General features: G+C 68.0%; 19 protein-coding genes. 15 read left to right on the top strand and 4 right to left on the bottom strand.

Annotated features, from left to right (window positions below):
• Window positions 1–9 precede the first annotated feature (9 nt).
• The 3 genes from LQD00_RS17190 to LQD00_RS17200 are packed head-to-tail and all read left to right on the top strand — an operon-like array spanning window position 10 to window position 3,280.
• Window positions 10–1,047 (top strand): ABC transporter permease, encoded by a 1,038-nt coding sequence (locus LQD00_RS17190; protein ID WP_006868010.1) that lies wholly within the window; start codon window positions 10–12, stop codon window positions 1,045–1,047.
• Window positions 1,047–2,621, top strand: coding sequence for a sugar ABC transporter ATP-binding protein (locus tag LQD00_RS17195; RefSeq protein WP_232718340.1), 1,575 nt, complete (start codon window positions 1,047–1,049; stop codon window positions 2,619–2,621). The genes LQD00_RS17190 and LQD00_RS17195 overlap by 1 nt, the downstream gene beginning before the upstream one ends.
• Window positions 2,618–3,280: an isochorismatase family protein gene (locus tag LQD00_RS17200; protein WP_232718341.1), complete on the top strand. Its 663-nt coding sequence runs from the start codon at window positions 2,618–2,620 to the stop codon at window positions 3,278–3,280. Before LQD00_RS17195 ends, LQD00_RS17200 begins: the two co-directional genes overlap by 4 nt.
• A 231-nt stretch (window positions 3,281–3,511) precedes the next feature.
• Here LQD00_RS17200 and LQD00_RS17205 read toward each other — a convergent pair whose 3' ends face one another.
• The gene (locus tag LQD00_RS17205; protein ID WP_232718342.1) at window positions 3,512–4,573 is read right to left on the bottom strand and encodes an alpha/beta hydrolase; all 1,062 of its coding nucleotides are present in this window, start codon (window positions 4,571–4,573) and stop codon (window positions 3,512–3,514) included.
• A 563-nt stretch (window positions 4,574–5,136) separates the two neighbouring features.
• Between LQD00_RS17205 and gltB the strand changes: the two genes are divergently transcribed.
• From gltB to LQD00_RS17220, 3 genes are all read left to right on the top strand, one after another.
• On the top strand, window positions 5,137–9,720 hold the full coding sequence (gltB, locus tag LQD00_RS17210) for a glutamate synthase large subunit (protein WP_232718343.1): 4,584 nt from the start codon (window positions 5,137–5,139) through the stop codon (window positions 9,718–9,720).
• Window positions 9,713–11,167 (top strand): glutamate synthase subunit beta, encoded by a 1,455-nt coding sequence (locus LQD00_RS17215; protein WP_232718344.1) that lies wholly within the window; start codon window positions 9,713–9,715, stop codon window positions 11,165–11,167. Before gltB ends, LQD00_RS17215 begins: the two co-directional genes overlap by 8 nt.
• A gap of 133 nt (window positions 11,168–11,300) precedes the next feature.
• The gene (locus LQD00_RS17220; RefSeq protein ID WP_232718345.1) at window positions 11,301–12,188 is read left to right on the top strand and encodes a cutinase family protein; all 888 of its coding nucleotides are present in this window, start codon (window positions 11,301–11,303) and stop codon (window positions 12,186–12,188) included.
• Window position 12,189: 1 nt separating this feature from the next.
• On the opposite strand, the gene LQD00_RS17225 is transcribed toward LQD00_RS17220, so the two are convergent.
• Together LQD00_RS17225 and LQD00_RS17230 are read right to left on the bottom strand one after the other, a co-directional pair.
• A complete protein-coding gene (locus LQD00_RS17225; RefSeq protein ID WP_232718346.1) occupies window positions 12,190–12,801 on the bottom strand; it encodes a DUF937 domain-containing protein in 612 nt (203 codons plus the stop codon).
• A gap of 625 nt (window positions 12,802–13,426) precedes the next feature.
• Window positions 13,427–13,657, bottom strand: a complete 231-nt coding sequence (locus tag LQD00_RS17230; protein ID WP_232718347.1) for an RNA-binding S4 domain-containing protein — start codon at window positions 13,655–13,657, stop codon at window positions 13,427–13,429.
• Window positions 13,658–13,784: 127 nt separating this feature from the next.
• Between LQD00_RS17230 and lysX the strand changes: the two genes are divergently transcribed.
• The 9 genes from lysX to LQD00_RS17275 all read left to right on the top strand — a co-directional run bounded on the left by lysX (window position 13,785) and on the right by LQD00_RS17275 (window position 26,091).
• Window positions 13,785–17,198: a bifunctional lysylphosphatidylglycerol synthetase/lysine--tRNA ligase LysX gene (gene lysX, locus LQD00_RS17235; protein WP_232718348.1), complete on the top strand. Its 3,414-nt coding sequence runs from the start codon at window positions 13,785–13,787 to the stop codon at window positions 17,196–17,198.
• Between the two features lie 3 nt (window positions 17,199–17,201).
• A complete protein-coding gene (locus tag LQD00_RS17240) occupies window positions 17,202–18,191 on the top strand; it encodes an alpha/beta fold hydrolase (protein WP_232718349.1) in 990 nt (329 codons plus the stop codon).
• A 34-nt stretch (window positions 18,192–18,225) separates the two neighbouring features.
• A complete protein-coding gene (gene rraA, locus LQD00_RS17245) occupies window positions 18,226–18,714 on the top strand; it encodes a ribonuclease E activity regulator RraA (RefSeq protein WP_232718350.1) in 489 nt (162 codons plus the stop codon).
• 58 nt (window positions 18,715–18,772) lie between these two features.
• The gene (locus LQD00_RS17250) at window positions 18,773–20,326 is read left to right on the top strand and encodes a succinic semialdehyde dehydrogenase (RefSeq protein ID WP_232718351.1); all 1,554 of its coding nucleotides are present in this window, start codon (window positions 18,773–18,775) and stop codon (window positions 20,324–20,326) included.
• A gap of 58 nt (window positions 20,327–20,384) precedes the next feature.
• Complete coding sequence (locus LQD00_RS17255; RefSeq protein WP_232718352.1) at window positions 20,385–21,596, top strand: PQQ-dependent sugar dehydrogenase; 1,212 nt, start codon at window positions 20,385–20,387, stop codon at window positions 21,594–21,596.
• 2 nt (window positions 21,597–21,598) lie between these two features.
• Window positions 21,599–22,417 (top strand): cyclase family protein, encoded by an 819-nt coding sequence (locus LQD00_RS17260; RefSeq protein ID WP_232718353.1) that lies wholly within the window; start codon window positions 21,599–21,601, stop codon window positions 22,415–22,417.
• Between the two features lie 19 nt (window positions 22,418–22,436).
• Window positions 22,437–23,288 (top strand): alpha/beta fold hydrolase, encoded by an 852-nt coding sequence (locus LQD00_RS17265; protein ID WP_232718354.1) that lies wholly within the window; start codon window positions 22,437–22,439, stop codon window positions 23,286–23,288.
• Between the two features lie 246 nt (window positions 23,289–23,534).
• A complete protein-coding gene (locus tag LQD00_RS17270) occupies window positions 23,535–24,632 on the top strand; it encodes a ferredoxin reductase (RefSeq protein ID WP_232718355.1) in 1,098 nt (365 codons plus the stop codon).
• 58 nt (window positions 24,633–24,690) lie between these two features.
• A complete protein-coding gene (locus LQD00_RS17275) occupies window positions 24,691–26,091 on the top strand; it encodes a fatty acid desaturase family protein (protein WP_232718356.1) in 1,401 nt (466 codons plus the stop codon).
• Here the strand turns inward: LQD00_RS17275 and LQD00_RS17280 are convergent, their stop codons facing one another.
• Complete coding sequence (locus LQD00_RS17280; RefSeq protein ID WP_232718357.1) at window positions 26,092–26,682, bottom strand: hypothetical protein; 591 nt, start codon at window positions 26,680–26,682, stop codon at window positions 26,092–26,094.
• Window positions 26,683–26,698 lie beyond the last annotated feature (16 nt).

Below are 26,698 nucleotides of genomic sequence, written 5' to 3' on the forward strand. Positions count from 1 at the left end.
GGAGACATCATGAGCAATGACCTCGGCACCGTTGCGGCGCCCCCCTCACGCCCACCGGCGATCCAGAAGTCACCGACCGAGTCGGTGGCCGGCTCCACGAAAGCCCGCCAGAGCACCTCGTTCGTGGAACGCTATGCGCTGGTTGGACTCCTGGTGCTCGCGTTCGCGCTGTGCGCCGTCTTCCTGCCCGAGTTCCGGTCCACGGGCATCGTCTCGGCGATGGTCAACTCGCAGGCGATCATCCTGCTCCTCGCGCTGGCCGCGACCCTGGCTCTGCGGACCGGTGACTTCGACCTCGCCATCCCGGGCGTCATGGTCACCAGTGCGTGTGTGGTCGCGGTCATGTCGACCAACGGGTACTCGCCGGCCGCGGTGATCCCGGCTGCCCTGGCGGTCGGGCTCATCGTCGGCCTGATCAACGCCCTTCTGGTCGTGAAGGTCGGGGTGGACTCGTTCATTACGACCCTCGGTATGTTCACCGCCCTCTCGGGCATCGGGTACGCCATCACGGGTTCCAAGATCGTCACCGGCGTCCCGGACTTCTACGTGGAGCTCTCGCGGGCGAAGCTGCTGGGCCTGCCGATGACCACCTGGTACGGCTGGCTGCTCGTCGCCGTGCTGTGGTTCGTGTACCAGCGCACCCCGATGGGCCGCTACATGCTGTTCATCGGCGGCAACCGCGATGCCGCTCTGCTGGCGGGTATCTCGGTGGCACGTATCCGCACGATCACCTACGTGGTCTCGGGTGTGGCCGGCGCCCTCATCGGGATCATCCTGGTGGGCAACCTCGGCGCGATCGATCCCGGCATCGGCAGCCAGTACCTCCTGGCCCCGTTCGCCGCGACGTTCCTCGGTGCCACCGCGATCACCGTCGGCCGCTTCAACGCGATCGGCACCCTCGTCGCGGTCTACCTCCTGGTCGTCGGCATCACCGGCCTCCAGTTGGCCGGTGCGGCATCGTGGGTCAGCCCGCTGTTCAACGGTCTGGCACTGATGATCGCCGTCGCCCTCGCCAAGCTCGTCGGCAAGCGTCGCGGAGCCGCGTGATGACGCCGGAGTCGGCGGCCGCCACCCTCCCGGGTCGGGGAGGGGGCGGTACCGCGGGTCCCGCACTGCAGATCGAGGGTCTCTCGAAGCAGTTCGACGGCAACTACGCGCTGCACCCGCTCGACTGGGAGGTGAAGCGCGGCGAGGTACACGCCCTGTGCGGACAGAACGGCAGTGGCAAGTCGACGATGATCAAGTGCCTGGCCGGCTATTACCGGCCGGACAGCGGTCGGGTGCGTCTGTTCGGTCGCGAGCTCGACCTGCCGGTGCGCAACCCGGCCGAGCACGGTATCGCCGTCATCCATCAGGACCTGGGTCTCGCCCCGGAGATGACGGTGCTCGAGAACATCGGCGTCGCAACCGGTTACGGCACCCGTGGCTTCGGCTGGGTGCGTGATCGCCAGGAGGCCAAGGCCTGCCGCGAGATCGCCGAACGTCTCGGCATCGAGCTGCCGCTGAACACCTTGGTCGCCGACCTCAGCCCGGCGCAGCGTGCGCTCGTCGGTCTGGTCCGAGCGGTCCGCGCGCTCGGTGACGGGCACGAAGGTCACCTGTTCATCCTCGACGAGCCGACGGCGTCGCTGTCGCACAGCGAGGCGGCCCAGGTCACCTCCATGATGCGCAGCGTCGCCGAACTGGGATCGAGCGTGATCTTCGTCAGCCACCGGCTCAGCGAGGTGCTCGACGACTGCGACTCGGTCACCGTGTTGCGGGACGGCAAGCGGGTTCTCACGCGGTCCACCGCGGGACTCACCCGCTCGGACCTGGTCGCCGACATCCTCGGTCGGCGGCTGACGGACTACTACCCGGATCCGCCGGAGCGCACCGGCGCCACACCTGCGCAACTCGTGTTGGAGAACGTGAGTGGCGGTGTGGTCAAGGATCTCTCGGTCACCGTCGAGAAAGGCGAGATCGTCGGGTTCACCGGCCTGGCCGGAATGGGTCACGAAGAACTGCCGCTGGTCCTGGCCGGCAAGCTGCCGCGCACCGGTGGCACGGTCACCGTCGACGGCACCACCGTCGAACCGAACCGACCCCGGGCCGCCATCGCCGCCGGCCTGGCGTTGGTTCCGGGCAACCGTCATCGCGACGGGGTCTGGCTCGACGCCTCGGCCGCCGAGAACGTCACGCTGCCGAGCCTGGGCTCGTTCACCAAGTTCGGTGTCGCGACCAACTGGCGCAAGGAGCGGTCCACCGCGGTCGATCTCGTCGAGGAGTCCGGTGCCGTTCCGGCGCAACCACATTGGCCGATCCGCCAGTTCAGCGGTGGCAACCAGCAGAAGATCGTGTTGTCCAAGTGGCTGCACCTCGATCCGACCGTGCTCCTGCTCGACGAGCCCACCCAGGGCGTCGACGCCGGCGCGTCACGTCAGCTGCTGGACCGGGTCGCCGACCTCGCCGCCGACGGTGCGTCGGTCCTGGTGTTCTCCGGTGATCACGAGCAACTCGCGGCGATCTGCCACCGCGTCCTCGTCCTGCACCATGGAGAGGTCGTGGCGGAACTGCCGCGGACCGAACTGAGCGAGCAGGCCCTGCTGGAGGCGTGCGAACAGAAGGTGGAGGTGGTCGCGTGAGCGATCCCGGGAACACGGTCACCGACTCGGACGGCATCGCCGCCGACTACGCGAAGGCGGGATTCGGCGGCGCACTGGGCTGGGGTTCCCGGCCCGCGTTGCTGATGATCGACATGATCGAGGCGTACTTCCGGCCGGGATCGCCGTTCTGCCTTCCCGATCCAAAGGTCGTCGACCGGTGCGCCACGCTCCTGGAGGCCGCTCGCCGCGCCGGCATCCTGATCGTCCACACCCGGGTGGAGTACACGCCCGGTCTGGCCGACGGCGGTGTCTTCGTCCGCAAGGTACCCGCGCTGGGTGTCCTCGAGGCCGGTCATCCGGACGGTCTGGGTGAGTTCGTCGAGCCGCTGCGTCCGCAAGCGGGTGAGGTCGTCGTGGTCAAGCAGTACGCTTCGGCGTTCTTCGGCACATCGGTCGCGTCAACACTGGTCGCCAACGGAGTCGACTCGGTGTTCGTCGCCGGCGTCTCGACCTCGGGGTGTGTGCGTGCGAGTGCCACCGATGCCATGCAGCACGGGTTCATCCCGAAGGTCGTCGCCGATGCCTGTGGCGATCGCAACCCCGCGGTGCACGACGCCAATCTGTTCGACCTCGACGCCAAGTACGCCGACGTCATCGACCTCGACACGGCTTGCGCGCGAATGGCGTTCACGGACTGACCTTCCAGGCGCCCCGGACGGCGCCGCCGCGCGCGATGCCCCCCACGTAGCGCGACGGCGCCGCCGGGCGTGTCCATCACGCCGACGGGTCGAGGATCACTCCATACCGTGTCCACCATCCCCGGTGGTGGAGGCGATCCTCGTGGGTCCTCGTCCGGATGGACACGGCACGGCCGGTGACGATCTCCCAATGTCGTCACCGGCCGTTGTGTCGTTTCCGGGCTCGGCGCCTCAGCTCGCGGTGTCGGTGCGGGTGGGTGCCGTCACCGTGATGAACCGGGCGGCGGTCTCCACGGCCTGGCGGGCCTCGGAGGACAACCGCGGCATCAACTGGAAGACGTGGCCCTGGTCGGGCCACGCCTGGATCACCGAAACGCCACCGGCACCGACGATCTCGGCGTGGGTGGCCCGGGCATCGGCACCCATGACCTCGAGCGCCCCGTATTGGATGAGGGTCTTGGGGAGCGTCATCTCCGGGGTCAGCCGGATGCGCATGCGCGGGTGGTCGGGATCGGCGGTCCGCGTGTAGAGACGGAGGATCTTGCGCGCGGTGACCGCGTTGATGATCGGGTCGTGGACTCCGCTGCGCTGATTGTCCACCGCCAGATCGAAAGTCGGGTCGTAGAGCGGGGAGAAGAGCACCATCGAACCGGGCTGCGGCGTGCGGGTCGCGTGGTTGACGGCGAGGATGTCGAGCGCGAGGTGTCCGCCCGCGGAGTCGCCGGCGATCACGATGTCCTCGGCCCGATAACCCTGCGCGAGAAGCCATCGGTAACCCCGGATCGCATCGTTTCCCGCACAGGGCCACGGATGTTCGGGACCGAGCCGGTAGTCGAGGCTGAACGCCGACAGTTCCGTCAGGTTGCCCAGCCGCGCAACGAGCCCGCGGTGTGTCCGTGGAGAACACACCACATACCCGCTGCCGTGGAGGTAGTAGATGACCCGGGTGCCCGGCCGCGGCTCCGCGGCACGACGCCCCGTCACCCATTCACCGCGGATCTGGCCTCCGCGGAACGTCTCGCGAACAGGCCCGACCCTCGTTCCCGACGGCGGCGGGCTGAGCCGTTCGATGGTCAGGTTGAGCCCGGGGCGGGCCCGCTGGATCATCTGCGCCGTCACCCGCGGATGGCTGCGCCGCGCGGCGAGCATCATCGGCCAGGTCACGCGGGCGAGGTAGGCGTTGACGGCACGTGACCGACGGGAACCGTGCGGGTCCACACCGAGGTGGCCGAAGGGGTTCTCGTCGTACGTGGACGGGGACGGGGCACCGCCCGGCACTGAGGTGACGCTCATCACCCGACGGTATCGGCGCCGGGTGTCCGAAGCGCGGCAATCGCGGGGGGTGTCACCGGACCGCGACCCGGCCGCGACCGAGTGGCTGCCACGATGGTTCCGTGTCGTTACGTACGGGGCAGGCGGCTCACACGGCAGGTGCCTCGCGGTGATGTCGGTACACGCCGATTTCTCCTCTGACGTGCAGTAGGGCGGTCGTTGTGGTAGCCGGATTTCGATAGTGGGCACCCCACGTGGAAAAATGACACACAATGCTCATGCGGCAGCCCGCGGGCGCCCTCTGAAGTGCTGCGCTCAAAGCCGAGATGAGCAGGGTGTTCGGGCCCCGACGATGCGGCCCGGAGGAATCCGTCAGCAACGGCGCTGACGGGGCCCACCGCCATGTGATTGTCCGCTCTGCCCCGGGTCAGCCCCCAGGGGCGGCAGAAGACGAAGCTGTGGGGGACAGCGAGGTCCGCTAGGCGATCAGGCCGGCAACGGAGCCGGTGAGACAGGCGGGGGTGGCCCCCAAACATTGACGACGGTTAGTGCGTGCACCCCTTCGCACGCAAAGTGAGGCGAATATGAAGCAGGCTCCGGGACCGGTCGGTCTCTACGACCCACGCAACGAGCACGATTCGTGCGGCGTGGCGTTCGTCGTAGACATGCACGGACGACGCAGTCGCGACATCGTCGACAAGGCGATCATGGCCCTGGTCAACCTCGAGCACCGCGGTGCCGCGGGTGCCGAACCGAACACCGGTGACGGTGCCGGGATCATGATCCAGGTTCCCGACCGCTTCCTGCGGGAGACGGTTGACTTCGAGCTTCCCGCCGAGGGCAGCTACGCGACCGGTATCGCCTTCCTCCCACAGGGCTCCGAAGACGCTCGCCTCGCCTGCGAGGGCGTCGAGAAGGTCATCGAGTCCGAGGGGCTGACCCTGCTCGGCTGGCGCGAGGTGCCCACCAACGAGAACTCGCTCGGTGCGCTCGCCCGCGACGCGATGCCCACGTTCCGTCAGGTCTTCATCGGCGGCGCCGAGGGCATGGAGCTCGAGCGCCGCGCGTACGTCGTGCGCAAGCGCGTGCAGTACGAGCTCGGCAACAAGGGTGCCGGCGCCGACGGCCCCGGCCGCGAGACCGTCTACTTCCCGTCCCTGTCCGGCCGCACCTTCGTCTACAAGGGCATGCTGACGACCCCGCAGCTGCGGGAGTTCTACGTCGACCTGCAGGATTCGCGCGTCGAGAGCTCGCTGGGCCTCGTCCACTCGCGCTTCTCCACCAACACCTTCCCGTCGTGGCCGCTCGCACACCCGTTCCGCCGCGTCGCCCACAACGGTGAGATCAACACCGTCACCGGCAACGAGAACTGGATGCGGGCCCGCGAGTCGCTCATCGACACCGAGGCCTTCGGTGCCGACGCCGCGTCGAAGATCTTCCCGATCTGCACCCCGGGTGCCTCCGACACCGCTCGTTTCGACGAGGTGCTCGAGCTGCTTCACCTCGGCGGCCGCAGCCTGCCGCACGCGGTCCTGATGATGATCCCGGAGGCCTGGGAGCGTCACGAGTCGATGAAGCCCGAGCACCGCGCGTTCTACCGCTACCACTCGGCGCTCATGGAGCCGTGGGACGGCCCGGCGTCGGTGTGCTTCACCGACGGCACCGTCGTCGGCGCCGTGCTCGACCGAAACGGTCTGCGCCCCAGCCGCATCTGGGTCACCAAGGACGGCCTCGTCGTGATGGCCTCCGAGGTCGGCGTCCTCGACATCGACCACGCCGACGTCGTGCAGAAGATGCGTCTGCAGCCCGGCCGTATGTTCCTCGTCGACACCGCCGCCGGTCGCATCGTCGACGACGAGGAGATCAAGGACGAGCTGGCCGCCGAGCACCCGTACGCGGAGTGGCTCGACAAGGGCATGGTCGCCGTCGACGACATCGAGGCGCAGCCGCACGTGCACATGCCGCACGACCGGGTCACCTTGCGCCAGCAGGTCTTCGGTTACACCAGCGAGGAGCTGAACCTCCTCGTCGCGCCGATGGCCAAGACCGGCGCCGAGGCACTCGGTTCGATGGGCACCGACACGCCCATCGCCGTGCTGTCCAAGCGCCCGCGCATGCTGTTCGACTACTTCCAGCAGATGTTCGCGCAGGTCACCAACCCGCCGCTCGACGCCATCCGCGAGGAGGTCGTCACCAGCGTCGGTTCGACCATCGGCTCCGAGGCCGACCTGCTCAACCCGAGCCCCGTGTCGTGCCGCCAGATCGAGCTGCCGCAGCCGGTCATCGACAACGACACACTGGCGAAGCTGGTGCAGATCAACGACAACGAGTCGCTGCCGGACTTCCGCAGCGTCCACATCCACGGCCTCTACCCGGTGGCCGAGGGTGGTGCCGGGCTCCGCAAGGCACTCGACGAGATCCGCGCGAAGGCCAGCGCCGCCATCGAGGACGGCGCCAACCTGATCGTGCTGTCCGACCGCGAGTCCGACGAGAACCTCGCGCCGATCCCGTCGCTGCTGCTGACCGCCGCGGTGCACCACCACCTGGTGCGCGAGCGCAAGCGCACCCGCGCCGGCCTCATCGTCGAGTCCGGTGACTGCCGCGAGGTCCACCACGTGGCCACGCTCATCGGCTTCGGTGCGGCAGCGGTCAACCCGTACATGGCCTTCGAGTCCATCGAGGACATGGTCGAGCGCGGCGTGCTCGGCGACGTCGACTTCGCCACCGCGAAGAAGAACTACATCAAGGCCGCGAGCAAGGGCGTGCTCAAGGTGATGAGCAAGATGGGCATCTCGACCATCGCCTCGTACACCGGCGCACAGCTCTTCCAGGTCATCGGCCTATCGCAGGCGACGGTCGACGAGTTCTTCACCGGACTCATCAGCCAGCTCGACGGCATCGGTCTCGACGAGATCGCCGCCGACGTCGCCGCCCGCCACGCACTGGCGTTCAGCGACCGGCCCTCGGAGCGCGCGCACCGCGAGCTCGAGGTCGGCGGTGAGTACCAGTGGCGCCGTGAGGGCGAGTACCACCTGTTCAACCCGGACACGGTGTTCAAGCTGCAGCACTCCACGCGCACCGGCCAGTACGGGGTGTTCAAGGAGTACACGAAGATGGTCGACGACCAGTCGACCCGTCTGGGCACGCTGCGCGGCCTCTTCGACTTCAACTTCGGTGACCGCGATCCGATCCCGATCGAGAAGGTCGAGCCGGCCAGCGAGATCGTCAAGCGGTTCTCGACCGGCGCGATGAGCTTCGGCTCGATCTCGGCCGAGGCCCACGAGACCCTGGCCATCGCCATGAACCGTCTCGGCGGTCGCTCGAACTCCGGTGAGGGCGGCGAGGATCCGCGTCGTTTCCATCACGACGAGAACGGCGACTGGCGCCGCAGTGCGATCAAGCAGGTCGCGTCGGGACGTTTCGGCGTCACCTCGCACTACCTGTCGAACTGCACCGACATCCAGATCAAGATGGCGCAGGGCGCCAAGCCCGGTGAGGGCGGCCAGCTCCCGCCGCACAAGGTGTACCCGTGGGTCGCCGAGGTCCGTGGTTCGACGCCCGGCGTCGGCCTCATCTCGCCGCCGCCGCACCACGACATCTACTCGATCGAGGATCTCGCCCAGCTGATCCACGACCTGAAGAACGCCAACCCCAAGGCGCGCATCCACGTGAAGCTCGTCAGCGAGGTCGGCGTGGGCACCGTCGCCGCCGGTGTGTCGAAGGCACACGCGGACGTCGTGCTCATCTCGGGTCACGACGGTGGTACCGGTGCGTCGCCGCTGACGTCGCTCAAGCACGCCGGTGCGCCGTGGGAGATCGGTCTCGCCGAGACCCAGCAGACCCTGCTGCTCAACGGTCTTCGCGACCGCATCGTGGTCCAGGTCGACGGTCAGATGAAGACCGGCCGCGACGTCGTGATCGCCGCGCTGCTCGGTGGCGAGGAGTTCGGTTTCGCGACCGCACCGCTCGTCGTCTCGGGCTGCGTCATGATGCGCGTCTGCCACCTCGACACCTGCCCGGTCGGCATCGCCACCCAGAACCCACTTCTGCGTGAGCGTTTCGCCGGCAAGCCGGAGTTCGTCGAGAACTTCTTCCTGTTCATCGCCGAAGAGGTCCGGGAGCTGCTGGCACGCCTCGGCTTCCGTACCCTCCAGGAGGCCGTGGGTCACGTCGAGGCCCTCGACACCACCAAGGCGCTGGCGCACTGGAAGTCGGAGAAGGCGGGCAAGCTCGACCTGACGTCGATCCTGACCATGCCGGAATCGCCGTTCATGAACCAGGACCTGTACTGCTCAGGCGTCCAGGATCATTCGCTGGAGAAGGCGCTCGACCAGCAGCTCATCGCGCAGAGCCGCGACGCGATCGACCACGGCACCCGCGTGTCGTTCACGTCGAAGATCACCAACGTGAACCGCACCGTCGGCACCATGCTGGGCCACGAGGTCACCAAGACCTATGGTGCACAGGGTCTGCCGGACGGCACGATCATCGTCGACTTCACCGGTTCCGCGGGCAACAGCTTCGGTGCCTTCGTCCCCAAGGGCATCACGCTGCGCCTCGAGGGCGACGCCAACGACTTCGTCGGCAAGGGCCTCTCGGGCGGCCGCCTGGTGGTCCGTCCGGCGCGCAACGCGCCGGCCGACTTCGTCGCCGAGGACAACATCATCGCCGGCAACGTGATCGGCTTCGGTGCCACCGCGGGCAAGATCTTCCTGCGCGGCATCGTCGGCGAGCGCTTCTGCGTCCGTAACTCGGGTGCGACAGCGGTCGTCGAGGGTGTGGGCGACCACGGCTGTGAGTACATGACCGGTGGACGCGTCGTGGTGCTCGGCGAGACCGGCCGCAACTTCGCGGCGGGTATGTCGGGCGGTATGGCGTTCGTCTACGACCCGGACGCCAAGCTGGCCGACAACCTCAACACCGAGCTCGTCGACCTCGAGCCGCTCGAGGCCGAGGACATCGAGTTCCTCGCCGCCATCATCGACGAACACCGCGCCGAGACCGAATCCCCGGTCGCCGCAGCGCTGCTCGCCGATTGGGACACTGCCCAGACCAAGTTCGCCAAGGTCATGCCGCGGGACTACAAGCGCGTGCTGCTGGCCATCTCCGAAGCGGAGAAGACCGGGCGAGACGTGAACGAAGCGATCATGGAGGCCGCACGTGGCTGACCCCAGAGGATTCCTCAAGCACCCCGAGCGGGAGCTGCCCGACCGTCGTCCGGTCGAGCTGCGACTGCTCGACTGGAAAGAGGTCTACACCGACTTCGACAAGGATCACCTGAAGACGCAGGCGAGCCGCTGCATGGACTGCGGTATCCCGTTCTGCCACAACGGTTGCCCGCTGGGGAACCTGATCCCCGAGTGGAACGACCTGGTCTACAAGGACCAGTGGCGCGACGGCATCGAGCGTCTGCACGCGACCAACAACTTCCCGGAGTTCACCGGTCGCCTGTGCCCGGCACCCTGTGAGGCGTCGTGCGTGCTCGGCATCAACCAGCCGCCGGTGACCATCAAGCAGGTCGAGGTCGAGATCATCGACAACGCCTTCGACAACGGCTGGGTCACCCCGGTCCTGCCGTCGGAGAAGACCGGCAAGTCGGTGGCCGTCGTCGGCTCGGGCCCGGCCGGACTCGCTGCCGCACAGCAGCTCACGCGTGCCGGACACGACGTGACGCTGTTCGAGCGGGCCGACCGCATCGGCGGTCTGCTGCGCTACGGCATCCCCGAGTTCAAGATGGAGAAGCGCCACATCGACCGCCGTCTGGCGCAGATGGAGGCCGAGGGCACCGTCTTCCGCACCGGCGTCAACGTGGGCGTCGACATCACCGTCGAGCAGCTGCGTGCCGACTTCGACGCGGTCATCCTCGCCAACGGTTCGACCATCGGTCGCGACCTGCCGATCCCGGGCCGCGAGCTCGACGGCATCCACCAGGCGATGGAGTTCCTGCCCCAGGCCAACCGGGTTCAGCTCGGCGACACCGTCGAGGGCCAGATCACGGCCAAGGGCAAGAAGGTCATCATCATCGGCGGTGGCGACACCGGCGCCGACTGCCTGGGCACCTCGCTGCGTCAGGGCGCCGAGATCGTCCACCAGTTCGAGATCATGCCGAAGCCGCCGATCGAGCGGGCCGAGTCGACCCCGTGGCCGACCTACCCGCTGATGTACCGCGTGTCGTCGGCGCACGAAGAGGGCGGCGAGCGCGTCTTCTCGGTCAACACCGAGCAGTTCCTCGGTGAGAACGGCAAGGTCACCGGCCTGAAGGCCCACGAGGTCGTCATGCGTGACGGACGCTTCGAGAAGGTCGAGGGCTCGGACTTCGAGCTCGAGGCCGATCTGGTCCTGCTGGCGATGGGCTTCGTCGGCCCGGAGCGCGAGGATCTCCTCGACAAGATGGGTGTCGACTACGACGCCCGCGGCAACGTCAAGCGCGACAACAACTTCGCCGCAGTCGGCCAGCCGGGCGTGTTCGTCGCCGGTGACGCCGGTCGTGGCCAGTCGCTGATCGTCTGGGCGATCGCCGAGGGTCGTTCGGCCGCCGCGGCCGCCGACGCGTACCTCACCGGTGCGTCGGATCTGCCGGCCCCGATCGTGCCGACCCAGGTCGCCCAGCGCTGACCTGACGGCCACCACGAACGAGAACTCCCGCTCACCGAAAAGGTGGGCGGGAGTTTCGTTCTCTCGGCTACACGCCCGGGGGGCGCGGCCATACACTCGGGCTATCGCAATCCATCCATCGAAGGGGCAGCCCATGCGTCGAATCCTCGCCATCATGTGCACTCTGCTGTGTGCGGTCTTGGGAGGGTTCGGGTTGAGCACGCCGCGTGCGGACGCGGCGCCGGCCGGTTGCCCGAAGATCTACGTCCTCGCCGTTCCGGGAACCTGGTCCAACGGCGTCAGCCCGGGCGTCCTGGGTGCGGTCACCTCCGGTCTGGGGCCGGAGACCAAGGTCCAGTACGTCGGCTACGACGCGACCGCGTTCCCGTGGGAGAAGGCGATCTACGGGAAGTCGAAGGCGCAGGCCGTCGCCAACACCCGCGGCCTCGCCCTGCAGATGCTGGCGCGATGCCCGGGCACCCGGATCGCTCTGGTCGGGTACAGCCAGGGCGCCGACGCCGCGGGCGACCTCGCGTCGGAGATCGGCACCGGCCGCGCCATGATCCGCCCCGGTCAGGTCGCCGGCGTCGTGCTGATCTCCGATCCCCGACGCTCCCGCAAGGACAACGTCGTGGGCCCGGCCCTGCGCGGTGAGGGCAGCGGCGGGCCCCGCCTCGACGGCATGGGCTGGGTCCTGCCCCGCGCGTTCACTCTCTGCGAGCCGTCGGACATGTACTGCAACACGCCGCGCGACTTCTACATCACCCGCATCGCCGGCTACCTGGCCGAGACCAGCGACCCGACGCCGAGCCAGATCCTCCAGTACCAGGCGGAGGCGGCGGTGATCGTGCGCGAGCTGTTGACGCTCGGTGGCCCCGGCGCGATCGTTCAGGAACTCGGCAACAAGCGGGCGCGCGAGCAGATCATCTCGTTCAACCGGTTCCTGCAGTCGGGATCGCACGGCACCTACGGCGACTTCCAGGTCAAGCCCGGCGTCAGCGCCGTCACCTGGGCCAACCGGTTCCTCGCCGGCCTGGCCTGATCTACTTCCGGCCGCCCAGGATCGATCCGAGGATGCCGCCGAGGAGATCGCCGCCGCCCTGCTTGGCACTGCCGCCGGCTGCGCCACCGAGCATCCCGCCGAGCAGGTCGCCGAGTCCTCCGGCAGCACCGCCGCTGTTGCCGCCACCGAGCACACTGCCGATCAGATCGCCCAGGCCACCGGTGCCGGCCTGGGCACCGCCACCTCCGCCCAGCACCTTCTTGGTGATGTAGCTCAACACGATCGGGGCGAGGATCGGGAGCAGTTTCTGGACCAGGCCCTGGTCGACGGCGGCGGCCGGTACCTGGTTGCTGACGGCGCCCGCGACTTCCGGGGTCTTGTCGCCGAAGATGTGGGCGACGATCTTCGAGCCGTCGGCGGTGTCGACGTCGTCGACGCGGATCTCCCCGGCCGCGAGGTCGTTGTCGTGTTGTGCGAGCGCGCCGACGAGTTTTTGTGCCGACGCCTCGTTCGCGGTCTGCGCCTGCAGACCGGCGAGCAGAGCAGGGATCGCCTGTCCGGCAGCAGCGCGAGCGGAGTCCTCGTCGACGCCGAGCTGTTGGGCCAGTGAGTCGTAGGGGAGGCGGGACAGGAGGTCGTCGATATCGGACATGTCGGCGCTACTTTCGGTCAAGAACAGTGAAGGTCCACGTGAACCTACTGGATCCGGCTTCCACCCACCAGAGCCCGATGTCCCCGGCGGGTCCCGACGCGATGGGCGAATTCGTCCGGATGGATGGCATACGCCGCCGGGTTCGCTGCGTAGCATTGGTGCTGGTAGATGCCGCGTCGCTACCCGGACCGTAACGCTCTGCATGCCATGATCGATCTAGTCGGCAGATGCGACAGCCACGATTCCGGGACACCGGGGGACGTGGATCTCACATGTCGACGGGGCTCGGGGTGAGTGGTGCAAACCACGAAAATTCCTGGAGACAGCGATGAGTAGTGTCGCTACAGTAGGTCAAAGTCAGAGTCCGTTGTAACGAATGTGAATGCACCAGGAAGTGATTGGTCATGAAGTTGGCTGACACATTTCACTCGCCCCGCCGGGGCTCATTGCTGAATTCGCTCACCGGGGGGCGACTCGGCGTCCGTCGAATCAGTTCATCGCCGTTCCCCGCGGAAGCAGAACGCCTCATCACGCCCGCCGAACTCAGGCGACTCGGCGTCCGTTCCTGATCCGGGGGGATCAAACACGGGGGATCAACACCGGGGGTTTCGGGTGTCCGGGGGGCTCACGCCTCTTCGCGGGCGACCCGCACACTCATTCCGCCCACCTCGACCACATCGCCGAGCGTGAGCTGACGACCCCGCCTGGTCTCGACCTCACCGTTGACTGTCACCAGACCGTCGGCGATGACCTCTTTGGCCTCGGCGCCGGATTCGATGAGGTTGGCCAGTTTCAAGAACTGGCCGAGGCGGATGGAGTCGTCGCGGATCGTCACGTCGTACACGGTCCCGATCATGCCCCGTGTCCGCGGAGTCGGCCACACCGGCACGAGCGCACCGGTATCGACGCAGATATGTGCCGCCGCATGCTCGAATCAGCGTGGAGTGCCGGAGCGCGCCTCCGCGGACGACTACCGTCGACGCATGGCCACCGACACACCCCTTGCGCCGGTCGACCCGTCCAGCCCCGACGAACATCCCGAGGCACTCCGGCGGACTCCCACCGCGGCTGATCGACGCTCGCTCGTCCTCCTCGACAAGATCAGGCGCCCTACCGGATTCGGTCGCAACGCCCCGCACGTCGCGGGCACCGTCGTCGGCGTCCTGGCGACGATCGCGTTGCTGTCCAGCCTCATCCCGGCATTCCGGCGGCTGATCCACGACCCGCGGCGCTACGTCGACGACTACATCATCACCCTGCCCGACACGAGCTTCGCGTGGGCGTTCGTCCTGGCGCTGATCGCCGTCGCGCTGTCGGCACGCAAGCGGATCGCCTGGTGGATCAGCGTGATCTACCTCGTGCTGTTCATGGTCGGCAACGTGCTGTACCTGATCCCGTCGCTCGAGGACGACCTCGACGTCACGGCCTGGGACCGCACCAACATCTACATCGGCCTGGTCATCGACCTCGCCGCGCTGATCTTCCTGCTGGCCACCTATCGGCAGTTCCACACCCGGGTCCGGCGCGGGGCGATCCCCGCGTCGTTCGCCACTCTCGTCGTCGGTCTCGGCATCGCGACGCTGCTCGGCTGGGCGCTCGTCTGGGCCTTCCCCCACACGCTGACCCGCGCAGATCGGTTGCCGTACGCGTTCAACCGCGTGGTCGCCTTCGGCGCGATCGACCAGGACGCCTCCTTCGACGGCCGCCACACGCACGTCTTCGTCAACGGTCTGCTCGGTCTGTTCGGCGCGCTGGCGCTGATCGCCGCGGCGGTCGTGCTGTTCCGGTCGCAGCGCCTGCGCTGGCTGATCACCGCGGAGGACGAGTCGCTGATCCGCGCGCTCATCACCCGCTTCAACGACGACGATTCGCTCGCCTACTTCTCCACCCGCCGGGACAAGGCGGTCGTGTTCTCGCCGGACGGCCGCGCCGCCATCACCTACCGGGTCGAGGTCGGCGTCGGCATGGCCGGCGGTGACCCCATCGGCGATCCGGAATCCTGGCCCGACGCGATCGCCGAATTCCTCACGCTCTGTGAGAAGTACGGCTGGCACCCGGCCTCGATCGGGTCGAGCGCACGCGGCGCCGCGGCCTACGACGCCGCCGGTTTCATCTCGCTGAACATCGGCGACGAGGCCATCCTGCACACCCGTGAGTTCAGCCTCAGCGGCCCGGCGATGAAGGCCGTGCGCCAGGCCGTCACCCGCACCCGACGAGCCGGTGTGACAGTGCGTATCCGGCGTCATCGGGAGATCGGTGACGCCGAGATGGCCAAGGTCGTCGCGCGCGCCGACGACTGGCGCGACACCGACGAGGAACGCGGTTTCGCGATGGCGTTGTCGCGCATCGGCGATCGCGCCGACGACGACTGCCTGCTGGTCGAGGCCGTCGTCGGCGAGGGCACCCCCGACGAGAAGGTCGTCGGCATGCTCTCCTTCGTCCCGTGGGGCCGTCGCGGCGCCTCCCTGGACCTGATGCGACGCGATCGCCAGGGCCCGAACGGCGTCGTCGAGACGATGGTCGCCGAATTGTGCCGCAACTCCGAACAGTTCGGCATCACCGAGGTCTCCCTCAACTTCGCCGCCTTCCGCGCCTTCTTCGAGCAGGGGCCGCAGATCGGTGCCGGCCCGGTCATGCGCGCCGGCTACTCCGTCCTGATGTTCGGCTCGCGGTTCTTCCAGATGGAGTCGCTGTACAAGTCGAACGCGAAGTACCTGCCGGACTGGCAGTCGCGCTACCTGTGCTTCGAGGACAACCGCATCCTGCCGCGCGTCGGCCTTGCCGCGATCGTCACCGAAGGGTTCATCACCCTGCCCACGTTCGGGCGGGCCAGGCACTACTCCGAGGGCCAGCCGTCGATCCCGGCCGGCGTCGACGCGCCGGCGCTGATCGCCGAACTCGAAGCGGAGGCAGCGACTCCCGAGGTGGCCGTCGTGCACCGTCCCGAGCAGGTGCGAGTCCGTCTGGACAAGATGGACCGGCTCGTCGAGCGTGGCTTCGATCCGTATCCGCCCGCCGACCAGCCGACCCACACCATCGCGCAGGCACGGTCCGAACCGGAGGGCACCGTCGTCACCGTCGCCGGCCGCGTCACGCGTCTGCGTGACTTCGGCAAGGTGGTGTTCGCCGACATGCACGACTGGTCGGGTGAGGTGCAGATCCTCGTCGAGGACTCGCGGGTCATCCCGGGCACTCCCGACTTCGGTACCGACGTCGACCTCGGCGACCTCATCCAGGCGCGCGGTGTCGTCGGCACCAGCCGCAAGGGTGAACTGTCGATCCTGATCGACGCCTGGCGGATCAACGGCAAGTGCCTGCGCCCCCTGCCGGACAAGTGGGCGGGCCTCACCGATCCCGAGGCCCGGGTGCGCCAGCGCTACGTCGACCTCGCGATCAACGAGGAGAGCCGGAAGAACCTCGCGATCCGCAGCCTGGTGGTGAAGTCGTTGCGCGACTTCCTCGCCGCGCGCGGCTTCCTGGAGGTCGAGACTCCGATCCTGCAGCAGATCCACGGCGGCGCCAACGCGACACCGTTCCAGACGCACATCAACGCCTACAACCTCGACCTCTACCTGCGGATCGCGCCGGAGCTCTACCTGAAGCGCCTGTGCGTCGGCGGCGTGGAGAAGGTCTTCGAGATCGGCCGCAACTTCCGCAACGAGGGTGTCGACTTCAGTCACAACCCGGAGTTCACGAGCCTGGAAGCCTATGAGGCGCACAGCGATTACCTCAAGATGCTGGACCTCACCCGCGAGATGATCCAGCACGCGGCGACAGCGGCCTACGGCGAACCGGTGATCATCCGGACCGACGCCGACGGAAACGAAGTGCGCGTGGACATCTCGGGCGAGTGGCCGGTCAAGACCGTCCACGAGGTGGTGTCCGAGGGTGCGGGGGAGGAGATCACCCCCGAGACCTCCGTCGAGCAGCTCCGCGCGGTCTGCGATCGTCTCGAGATCAACCACCGCCCGGACTGGGATGCCGGCCAGATCGTGCTGGAACTCTACGAACACCTCGGCGAGGACCGCACGACCTTCCCGACGTTCTACACCGACTTCCCGACGTCGACGTCGCCGCTGACCCGCGCGCATCGCAGCAAGCCCGGCGTCGCCGAGCGCTGGGACCTCGTGGCGTGGGGTGTGGAGCTCGGTACCGCCTACACCGAGCTCACCGACCCGGTGGAGCAGCGCAAGCGTCTGACCGAGCAGTCGATCCTGGCCGCCGGCGGCGACCCGGAGGCGATGGAGCTCGACGAGGACTTCCTGCAGGCACTCGAGTACGCGATGCCACCCACGGGTGGTCTGGGTGTGGGCGTCGACCGAGTGGTCATGCTCATCACCGGTCAGTCGATCCGCGAATCGCTGGCGTTCCCGCTGGCCAAACCGCAGGACGCCTGACGCATGGCTCCCACCGACGGCGACGGACCCGCAGCGCCGGGCGACTTCGTCACCGTCGGTCACGAATCGGCGCCGGGTGACTTCGTCACTGTCGGTCACGAATCGGCGCCGGGTGACTTCGTCACCGTCGGGGAGCACCGGCTGCACGTGCTCGACGAGGGTTCGGGTCCGCCGCTGCTGCTGATGGCGGCGTTGGGAAGCAACTGGTTCGACCTCGATCCGCTGGTGGCCCGGCTGTCGACGTCGTGGCGGGTGATCCGCTACGACCGTCCGGGGTACGGGTTGTCGAGCCCGGTCGGGCGGCAGCACCTCCCGACCCTGCTCGGCGAGGTCGAACGGATGGTCGCGGTCCTCGAGGCCCGCGGTGTGACCGAACCCGTCGTCGTGGTCGGACATTCGCTGGCCTCGCTCTATGTGGAGGCCTTCGCCCGGCAGTACCCCGGCCGGACGGCGGGCGTGGTCGTGCTCGACGGCTCCTATGTGCTCGTGCCGTGGCGCCTGGTGCCGCTGTCGTTCCGGGTCGGGAACGCACACCGGCTCATGGGTGTGGCCCGTGCGGTGACGAGTCGCGTCGGCATCCAGCGGTGGCCGAGCCTGCAGGTGTGGAAGCGGGTCGTACCGGCGCCTCCCGAGGGCCGCGGTGAACAACAACGCCGTTGGGGAGCCCGCATCTTCGGGCAGCCGCCGTTCCTGCTGGCGATGCTCGTCGAGAACGCCGCCTTCGGTGCGATGAACAAGACCCTGCGCGGCCTGCGTCGCACCGCCCCGATGCCCCGAGTACCGGTCGTCGTGGTGGTCGCCTCGTCGACGCTGCGCGGATGGCGGGTGTTCTGGGAGTGGAAGCAACGGCGCTATTCGGACATCCTCGGCGCCGATGAGATCGTGGTCCTTCCGCAGGCCAAGCACTTCCTGGTCTCCGAGCGGCCCGACGAGGTCGCGGGGATCATCGACGGTCTCGTTGGAGAACGGCAGCCCGAACCTACCCGGGAGTAACCCGGAACTTGCGGTAACACCTAAACTGGTCCGCATGAGTGACCTGACCTTCACCCCGACGGCTGATCTCGTCGACGAGATCGGGGCCGACGTCCGTAGTTGCGACACCCAGTTCAACCAGTACGGCGGGAACCGCGAGTTCGTCGGCCGCGTGACCACGGTCAAGTGCTTCCAGGACAACGCGCTGCTGAAGTCCATCCTGAGCGAGTCCAACCCCGGCGGCGTGCTGGTCATCGACGGCGACGCCTCGGTGCACACCGCGCTGGTCGGCGACATCATCGCCGAACTCGGCCGGTCCAACGGCTGGGTGGGGATCATCGTCAACGGCGCCATCCGCGACGCCAAGGCCATCGGCGGGATGACGATCGGCGTCAAGGCGCTGGGCACCAACCCGCGCAAGTCCACCAAGACCGGCGCCGGCGACCGCGACGTGCCGCTGACGATCGGTGGCGAGACCTTCAACCCGGGCGACATCGTCTACTCCGACGACGACGGCATCGTGCTCGTCAGTCCCGAGAGCTGATCGCCCGGTCTTCGACCGTCCATCGCAACGCCCCGAGCCTGCACTGAGGAGACCCGAAATGCCGAAGCCCACCTCCGAATATTTCGCCCGTCTCGGGGCCCTCGTCGCAATCGACGACGCCGCGAGCCGTCCCACCCGGTCGGTGCTCGAGGCCTTCAGCGGCACCGAGATGGCCACCATCCCGGTCGCGACGGCCGAGGACCTCGAGACCGCGGTCGCCCGCGCGCGGCAGGCACAGCAGGGGTGGGCCGCCCGGACCCCGGCCGAACGCGCCCAGGTCATCGACAAGTTCTCCGACCTCGTCTTCCGCAACGCCGAGTCGTTGATGGACATCGCGCAGGCCGAGACCGGCAAGGCCCGGATCTACGCGCAGGAAGAGGTCATCGACGTCGCGATCACCGCGCGTCACTATGCGACCGCCGGACCCAAGCTGCTCGCCGACCGCAAGGTCAAGGGCATGCTGCCCGGCGCGACCAGTGTCCGGGTGCGTCACCTGCCCAAGGGCGTCATCGGCGTCATCAGCCCGTGGAACTATCCGCTGACGCTGGCCGTGTCCGATGCTGTCGCCGCGCTCGTCGCCGGCAACGGCGTGGTGACCAAGCCCGACAGCCAGACCCCGTACTGCGCTCTCGCTCTCGCGGAGCTGCTCTACGAGGCCGGCCTCCCGCGTGAGCTCTACGCCGTGGTCCCGGGACCGGGTGGCGTCGTGGGTCAGGCGATCATGGCCTCGACCGACTACGTGATGTTCACCGGCTCGTCGGAAACCGGTGCCACCCTCGCCGAGCAGGCGGGTCGTCGGCTCATCGGTTTCTCGGCCGAGCTGGGCGGCAAGAACCCGATGGTCGTCACCGCGAACGCCGACATCGCCAACGCCGTGCAGGGTGCTGCGCGCGCCGCGTTCTCCAACTCCGGTCAGCTGTGCATCTCGATCGAGCGGATCTACGTCGACAAGCGGATCGCCGATGAGTTCGCCGAGCGTTTCGCGGCTTTTGTCTCGATGATGAAGCTTTCGGGCACATACGATTTCACCGCCGACATGGGTTCGCTGGCGTCGGCCGCGCAGATCGACACCGCGGAGGCACACGTCCAGGATGCGGTCGCCAAGGGCGCCAAGGTCCTCGCCGGCGGCAAGCGGCGTCCCGACCTCGGCCCGTTCTTCTTCGAGCCGACGGTGCTGACGGACGTCACCGACGACATGGTCTGCTACGGCAACGAGACCTTCGGGCCGGTCGTCTCGATCTACCCGGTCGACTCGACGGATGAGGCCATCAAGCTCGCCAACGACACCGAATACGGGCTCAACGCAAGCGTTTTCGCCGGCAGCAGCGCCGAGGCACAGGCTGTCGCCGAGCGGCTGCGGGCCGGCACCGTGAACATCAACGAGGGATACGCCGCCGCGTGGGCGTCGACCGCCGCGCCGATGGGCGGCATGGGTATCTCCGGTGTGGGCCGACGCCACGGCGAAGAGGGCCTCCTCAAGTACACCGAGGCACAGACCATCGCCGAGCAGCGCTTCATCGGCATCGACCGGGCCCCGCTGGTCCCCAAGAGCGTCTACCGGGCCATCACGCCGACCGCGGTTCGCGCACTGAAGTACCTGCCCGGCCGCTAGATCTCGATCTCGCCATTTCGCCCCAACTGGGTAGCACGGCCTGGCTACCGTGACTTCTGTGACCCCGACACCTCGTGAACGCAGGAAGCGCATCCGCTCGACGGCTCGCGGGCTCGCGGCCTTCACGGCTGCCATCGCCGGGATGTTCGTCGTCGCCCCGGTGGCTCAGGCTCAGGAGCCACTGCAGGTCTCGACGGTCGCGGGTGGGCTGACCATCCCGTGGGGCGTCGTCGTCGCACCGGACGGCACGGTGTTGACCGGGGAACGCTCGGGGAAGTTCCTCGCCGTGCGCCCCGACGGGAAACGGGTGAACGTCGCGGCAGACCTGTCGAAGATCTTCGCGGTCAAGGAAGCCGGGCTGATGGGTCTCGCCATCGACCCGCGCTTCTCCGACACCCGACGGGTGTATTCGTGTCAGGCGGAATACACCGTGCCGGGAGCGTTCACGCTGCCCGGATCGGTCGCCGACCTCCCGATCCCGGCGCCGCAGACCGGCCAGACCATCAAGGTGGTGTCCTGGCGGGTCAACGCGGACTGGACCCAGATGGCCCGGGAACGCACTCTGCTCAGCGGCATCCCGGTCACCTCCGCCGGCCGACACGCCGGATGCGGTCTGGCCGCCACCGCCGACAGTATCTGGGTCGGCACCGGTGACTCCGCCACCCCGTCGGTTCCCCAGGACCGGAAGTCGCTGGGCGGCAAGGTGTTGCACATTCGCCTCGATGGCACCCCGGCGCCGGGCAATCCGGACTCGCGCAGCCCGGTGTACAGCCTCGGCCATCGCAACATCCAGGGAGTCGCCGTCGCCCCCGGCTCCGGCCGCGTGTACGTGGCCGAACAGGGCACGAGCCGCGACGACGAGCTGAACCTGATCGTTGCCGGCGGCAACTACGGTTACAAGCCGGACCGCGCCCCGCTGATCTACGACGAGTCGGTACCGATGACCGACACCCAGCGGGTGCCGGGCGCGATCGGGCCGGTGTGGTCGTCGGGGAACTCCACGATCGCGACGCCGGGCATCGCCTTCCTGCCCGACACCGGGTGGGGACCCTACAGCGGAGGACTCGTGCTGACCGCACTGAAGGGGAAGCGACTGGTCTTCCTGAAGCTCTCCGACGACGGGCGCCGCGTCGTGTCGAAGACCGAGGCCCTCGAACAGAAGCACGGCCGTCTGCGGAGTGCCGCCGTGGCACCTGACGGATCGCTGGTGCTGACCACAAGCGATGGTGACAGAACCGATCGCATCCTGCGGGTGCGCTGGGAGGACTGACCGTGTGCGACGAGACGATCGTGCGTCACGCACACGAGGAGGCCCAGCGGATGTCGCGGCGCAAGGCGATCCGGGTCGCCGCGGGCGTGGCGACGGGTGTGTCGGCGGCGGCGGTGGCCGCCGGGGTCGGGGTGACGGCCATGGCCCATGCGGCGCCCGGTACGGGGGCAGGTCGTCGGGTCGTCGACCTGACCCACACGCTGTCCTCGTCGTTCCCGCTGTGGCCCGGCGAGCCGCCCGTCGTGACGGTTCCGACCTCCCGGGTCGGCCCGGGCAATTCGGGGTTCGCCACCAACTGGATGTCCTTCGCCGAGCACAGCGGCACCCACGTCGATGCGCCCGCGCACAAGATCGGGAACGGCATCACCGTCGACCGGATCGACCCGCGCAACCTGGTGGCGCCGCTTGCGGTCATCAGCATCGCGGGGCACGCGCGCAGGAACCCGCGCGCGAGACTGAGCGAACGTGACGTCGCGGACTGGGAGAAGAGCCACGGCCGGATTCCGCGGGGTGCGCTGGTCGCCTTGCACACCGGCTGGGAGCCGCGAACGGGTGGCGCGCATGCGGCCGGTTTCTCCGGTGACGTGGTCGACATGCTCGTCGCCGAGCGCCAGATCGTGGCCATCGGAACCGACACCCTCAGCATCGACATCTTCGACGAGACCGCAGCCCACACCGCGATTCTCGGGGCCGGAAGATATGCGGTCGAGGCCATGGCCGAGCTCGAGGCCGTCCCACCCCTCGGCGCCACGGTGATGGTCGGGGCGCCGAAGTTCGCCAACGGGACCGGAGGCCCCGCCCGCGTCCTGGCCATGGTGTGACGGCGATGGCGGGAGACCGGTGACGCCCGAAACGCTGACCACATTCCGACGCGGTCCGTACACCTTCGACGTGCTCGACGCCGGTCCGCGCGACGGGGAACCGATCGTGTTGTTGCACGGATTCCCGCAGCGGGCGAGCTCGTGGGATCTCGTCGTTCCTCTGCTGCACGACAAGGGGTTCCGCACGATCGCCCCGGACCAGCGCGGCTACTCGCCCGGGGCGCGACCCACCCGACGCCGGGACTATGTCCAGGGAGAGTTGGTGGCGGACGTGCTGGCGCTGCTCGACGCCGCGGGGGTCGACGATGCGCACGTCGTCGGACACGACTGGGGTGCGGCGGTGGCGTGGACACTCGCGGCCCATCACTCCGACCGGGTGCGGACGTTGACCGCACTGTCGGTTCCGCACCCCGGTGCGTTCCTGCAGGCGATGCCCCGTGGACAGTTCGTCCGGTCCTGGTACATGCTCGTGTTCCAGATCCCCGCGCTGCCCGAGAAGTTGCTCGGGCGGCTGATGAGCACTCGACCGGATTTCGGTGTGCGGATGGGGCTTCCGGAACCGTTCGCCTCCCGCGTGGTTCCCGACATCGCCGAGTACGGGGCGCTGCCCGGAGCGCTCGCCTGGTACCGGGCGATGCCCATCCCCGACAAGCGGTCGACGCCGGCCCGGGTGAAGGTGCCCACGTCATACCTCTGGGGCGACCGCGACATCGCCCTCGGCCGGGTCGGTGCACAACTGTCGTCGGGGTGGGTCGACGCACCCTACGACTTCGTCGTCCTGCCGGGTGCCGATCACTGGCTCCCGGAATCCCGGCCTGACGAGGTGGCGGCGGCGATCTACAGGCGCATCGAGTCGTCGGCTGTCCGATAGGTCCCACTTGTCGGAGAACGTAGCCGGATTGATGCCTCGACCAGCGTTTAGATCCTGATCGCGTAGGTAATCCGGCCGATGTGAACCGATCTGATCGAGTGACCCACCCCGAGGCCCCTGAGGTCGTAGGGTCGGACCCAGATCGCTCGGAGGGTACCCATGGAGCAGCTCGTGGGAACGAAGAGGCAACCGACGACCGCTTGCGAGGTCTCGTGACACGAATCGAATTGCAACAAAGGCTTTTCCGTGGCTGAACGCGGCGCAACACCCAAGGTCTCCCCGCTGCGTCGAGGTTTCCTCGGCGCGATCCGGCACCTGTTCAACCCCCTGCACCCCGACGACTACCTGGAGCTGATCAACCCGCTCTGGACCACTCGGGAGCTGCGCGGGCGGGTCGTCGAAGTACGACCCGAGGGTGCGGATGCGGCAACGGTGTGGATCCAACCGGGCTACGAGTGGCCGGGCCACCAACCGGGACAATATGTGCGTCTCGGAGTGGTCATCGACGGGGTGTTCCATTGGCGCGCTTACTCGTTGACCTCCGACCCCCACCCTCGTGACGGTCTGATCAGCGTGACGCCGAAGCTGGTGGAGGAAGGCAAGGTCTCGCCCTACCTCGTCCGCGGCATCCGCCCGGGGGAGATCGTGCGGCTCGGTGAGATCGAAGGCGTGTTCACGCTGCCCGATCCGCTGCCGGAGAAGATGCTGTTCATCAGTGCGGGCAGCGGCATCACCCCGATCATGAGCATGCTCCGCGACCTCGACCATCGCGATCGGGTCGATGACGTGGTCGCGATCCACTCGGCGCACAGCGACGAGCAGGTGATGTTCAAGTCCGATCTCGAGTCGATGGACGAGCGGCACGGCGGATTCGATCTGACGTTGCGCATCACAGGCCGGGACGGCCGGATCAAGGCGACCGACCTCGACGAACTGTGTCCGGACTGGCGTGAACGGCAGGTCATGTGTTCCGGACCCCGTGAACTCCTCGACAGTCTCGTCGAGCATTTCGAGTCCGAAGGCGTCGGCGACCGGATCCATCTCGAACGTTTCCAGCCGATCATCGGCGGGAACGCGGGTGAGGGAGAGGGGGGCACCGTCCGGTTCACGCGCAGTGACACCGAGGTGACCTGCGAGCCGGGCCAGCCGATCCTCGTCGCAGGCGAGGAGAACGGCATGCAGCTGAAGTTCGGCTGCCGCATCGGTATCTGCCACACCTGCACCGGGGTTCTCAAGCAGGGGAGCATCCGGGATCTGCGGACCGGCGAGGTCAGCTCGCCGGAGGGATCGAGCATCCGCATCTGTGTGAACACCGCAGAGGGAGACGTCGACGTCGAACTCTGACCCAGGGTCAGACCGAGACCACCGACCGAAGGTCGGACACGACCGGAAGGACCAGAACATGACAACCACCGATTCCGGACAGCGCGTGACCAATCCGTTGGCGCACCTCGATCAGGAGACGATCGACAAGCTCGCCGAGGAGTTCGACGCGATCCACGATGAGGTCTACGGGGACCTCGGCGACCGCGACCGGCGCTACATCAAGACCGTCATCGCCACCCAGCGGCAACTCGCCGCGCTGGGGCGCATCGTGTTGCTCAACTCGCGTTCGCGGGGAGCCTGGGTCGCCGGTACGGCGTGCCTCGGTATGGCCAAGATCCTGGAGAACATGGAGATCGGCCACAACGTGATGCATGGACAGTGGGATTGGATGAACGATCCCTACATCCATTCCTCGGTGTGGGACTGGGACACCGCCTCCACCGCCGAGGCGTGGAAGCACTCCCACAACTACATCCATCACACGTTCACCAACATCCGCGGTAAGGACAAGGATCTCGGCTACGAGATCATGCGGATCGACCCGAACCAGAAGTGGCATCCGGTCTACCTGCTCCAGCCGTTCTACAACGTCCTGCTCACCGCGTTCTTCGAATGGGGTGTCGCGCTACACGATCTCGACCTCGAGGCGATCCGACGCGGCGAGAAGCCGATCTCGGAGCTGACCAGGGATCTCAAGGGCATCGCGGGCAAGATGCGTCGCCAGGTCGTGAAGGACTACATCGGCTGGCCGGCGATCAGTGCGGGCGCATTCCTGTTGAGCCAGGCCGCGACCGGCGGTGCGATCCGTCAGCCGTCGACCTCGCGGATCGGCAACGCGATCCGACGACGCGGCGGGCGACGGGGGAAGGCCGCGGCGAAGTTCGCCGATCAGGTCCTGCCCGGTGCGGAGAGCACCTTCCTCCGCACGCTGACCGCGAACTTCACCGCCAACATCATCCGGAACGTCTGGGCGCACGCCATCATCTTCTGCGGCCATTTCCCAGACCAGACATACACATTCAGCAAGGAAGAGACCGAGAACGAGACCCGCGGCGGCTGGTACGTCCGCCAGCTCGTGGGTGCGGCGAACATCGAGGGCAGCCCGCTGTTCCACATCATCAGCGGCAACCTCGGCTACCAGGTGGAGCACCACCTGTATCCCGACATGCCCAGCACCCGGTACTCGGAGGTCGCACCCAAGGTGAAGGACATCTGCGAGCGCTACGGATTGCCCTACAACACCGGGCCTTTCGGACAGCAGTGGGGACAGGTCCACCGCACCATCGCACGCCTGGCATTCCCCGGCGGCAAGGCCCGCCCGAAGCCGGGACCGTACCACCGGCCGCCGCACTCGCGGGGCGAGGAACCGGGTCCGAGCGAAGCCGCACGTTTCCGTGGACGGCTACCCGCCGAACACCCGAACGCCGGACCCGAACACGAGTCGGGCGGCGTCGAGGTCTCACCCCCGCCGCGGTAGTTACCGGCGCAGGATGCGCCGCAGCACCACGAACACCAGCATCGCCACGACCGCCGCCAGCCCCGCGTAAGCGGGGGTGAGGTTGGTCGTCGGCGGTTCGGTGGGTGCGCCGGACCGCAACTGCGCGAAAGTGGCTCGCGCGGCATCGGATTCGGCGACGACGTCAACCGGCGGATGCGTCGGTGTCGGCGTGGGAGTCGCCGGCGCCGGGGCCGCGGGCGCGGGAGTGGGAGTCTCGGCGGCGGGGGCCTCGGTGACGGGAGGCGCCGACTTCGGCGGCGCCTTCTTCGCGGGGGCCTTCTTGGCGGGCGCAGCGCTCGCGGCCTTCTTCGCCGGCGCCTTCTTCTGGGCGGCCTTTTTCGCGGGTGCCTTCTTCGCGGCCTTCTTGGCCGGCAACTTGTCGCCGCCGGATTCCGCCGCGGCCTTCTTGGTAGGCGCCTTCTTGGCCGGGGTCTTTTTCGGTGCAGGCTGATCGGGAGCCGGCGCGGGATCGGCCGCAGCCGACTCCGGGGGAGTGATGGGGAACAGGGTCGGTTCGTCGTTGTCCGCACCGCCGTCGGACGGCGTGACGTTCGGCTCCTGCTCGGTCATACGGCGCTCCCTTGCG

The sequence above is a fragment of the Gordonia metallireducens genome, from assembly GCF_021245825.1.
In the GTDB taxonomy this organism is placed as follows: Bacteria; Actinomycetota; Actinomycetes; order Mycobacteriales; family Mycobacteriaceae; genus Gordonia; species Gordonia namibiensis.